This window comes from Sulfitobacter sp. (genome assembly GCF_041552635.1).
In the GTDB taxonomy this organism is placed as follows: domain Bacteria; phylum Pseudomonadota; class Alphaproteobacteria; order Rhodobacterales; family Rhodobacteraceae; genus Sulfitobacter.
Genome location: NZ_JBFEKM010000336.1, coordinates 1 through 1,813 on the forward strand (window position 1 = coordinate 1; position 1,813 = coordinate 1,813).

Sequence of the window (1,813 nt, forward strand, 5' to 3'; positions counted from 1 at the left end):
ACTTTGACCACATCTTTGATGTGATCAAAAGGCTTGGATATTCAAAACCGCTCGGAGCAGAATACAAACCACAAGGGCCGACGAATTTGTCGTTGAACTGGTTGAAAACTGCACAGCTTATTTAGGTCTGTAAGACTGCCTGCGGTCTTCGACGTAGCGGTTCAATATCAGCTAAGCGTCAAAATTTGGAGACCCATTTTAAGGCGTTCCCCATAGCGGACATCGGCGCGTACCGCAGCATCGGGGACTCTGGGCTCAGACCAGCCGTTCGCTGCGTCTGCACAACGCAAACAACCGGGTGATACCCTGAGCGTCCGCTCTCTTCGCGCTGCCTTTTCGATTTCGCACTTGCAGCGAATGTCTGCAATCCGCCGTTGGTGTCGAATGAGGTCAGTTCCCCGTACAACGCCAATCCGCCGCTGTCTTCCGATAAGTCACTACGTCACTGTCGAGCAGCGCGCCCGTGTGATCGTCAAAGACAAACATTGTGCCTTGCACGGATTGCAGATTGCGTGCGCTGTTCTGGGGAAAGACGGTAAAACACATCGCGCCTATCCCGATGCCGTCAATCCAGGCCGCACGTTTGATAAGCGCGTTTTGCCCACGCTCCATGAACTGGCCCTTGATCATCGGGCCCGGACCGTGGTGGGCTTCCGGCATGATGTTGACTACATCGCGCCAGCCAAATGTCACGGGGGATGTAGGGGAAAGAAACCATCTTTCTTAGGTCCTTGCGGCCGTGATGATGATCTCGACCCGATATTCGGGCGTGGCCAGACGGGCCTCGCCGCAGGCGCGGACAGGTGCCGCTCCCTCCGGCACCCAAGCGTCCCAAACCGCGTTCATCTCGGCGAAATCGGCCATATCCGCCAGCCAGATGATCGCCTGAAGCATGTGCGCCTTGTCCGATCCAGCTTCGGCGAGCAGGCGGTCGACGGCGTCAAGGCAGTCGCGGGTTTGCTGCTCCACACTTGCGTTTGGTGTGCCTACCTGCCCTGCAAGATAGACGGTGTCGCCGTGCATGACGATCTGGGACATCCGTACGCTCGTATGCTTGCGATCAATTTTAGTCATCGTTTTACTTCCTTTTTTGCGAGTGCCTGCCAAAGCGTACCCAGTTCCAGTTCAAGACGTTCGGCTGCGTCCAATACAAAGGCATCACTGTGCATTGGCCCAACCAGCTGGACACCCAGCGGGACGCCGTCGTCAAGATGTGTTGGCAAGGCGACAGAAGGCAGGCCCAAAACGTTGATCGCCAGAAGCGGCGATTGTGCCGCGACGATTTCGCCCAGCGTCTCTGGCTCCCTGAAGTCCTGATCATTGCGAAACGGACGGCTGAGCGATGTCGGCAGCAATAAGACATCAACCTCTTGGAACATCGCAGCCCAAGCACGCTGCACTACAATTCGGCGCTGCATCGCGCGCATCAGACCGGCAATGTCAGTTGGTTCGAAATGCCCCAAGAATTTTTGATAATAGTCCCACATCTCTTCCGAAGCGTTGGCCTCCATTGCACCGCGCGCCAACGCTTCCGTCTCCGTGAACATCAAGGTCCCCCAGAGGTCAGGCAAATCAGCGGCGGAAGGCGGGCTGATTTCGCGGAGCTTGGCACCTGTACCCTTGAAACCAGCGATCGCCGTCTGCATCGCTCTTTGAATTGCCGGATCGAGCGTGCCTTGAAAGGGGTTCATCGCATAGCCGACCGTCAAAGGGCCACCCGCATCGCGACGGTCAGCCGAAGGTGGCACCCAGAGCGGATCGCGCACGTCGCCGCGCGACATCACCTGCAAGCCCGCACGCACATCGGCGATAG

At 57.4% G+C, this 1,813-nt stretch carries 3 protein-coding genes; all 3 read right to left on the reverse strand.

Translation table 11 applies throughout. From position 1 onward, the window contains the following. Positions 1-390: 390 nt before the first annotated feature. A complete protein-coding gene (locus ABYT07_RS20825) occupies positions 391-660 on the reverse strand; it encodes a hypothetical protein (RefSeq protein ID WP_372993908.1) in 270 nt (89 codons plus the stop codon). A gap of 63 nt (positions 661-723) precedes the next feature. Then, a complete protein-coding gene (locus tag ABYT07_RS20830) occupies positions 724-1,074 on the reverse strand; it encodes a RidA family protein (protein ID WP_372993909.1) in 351 nt (116 codons plus the stop codon). Then, positions 1,071-1,813, reverse strand: a 743-nt coding sequence (locus ABYT07_RS20835; protein ID WP_372993910.1) for an amidase family protein, incomplete at its 5' end; no start/stop codon positions are given. The genes ABYT07_RS20830 and ABYT07_RS20835, both read right to left, overlap by 4 nt.

Bases quoted from the DNA above. Each gene is read 5' to 3' on its own strand.
- ABYT07_RS20825 (WP_372993908.1), bottom strand. From the start codon at position 660: ATGCCGGAAGCCCACCACGGTCCGGGCCCGATGATCAAGGGCCAGTTC.
- ABYT07_RS20830 (WP_372993909.1), bottom strand. From the start codon at position 1,074: ATGACTAAAATTGATCGCAAGCATACGAGCGTACGGATGTCCCAGATC.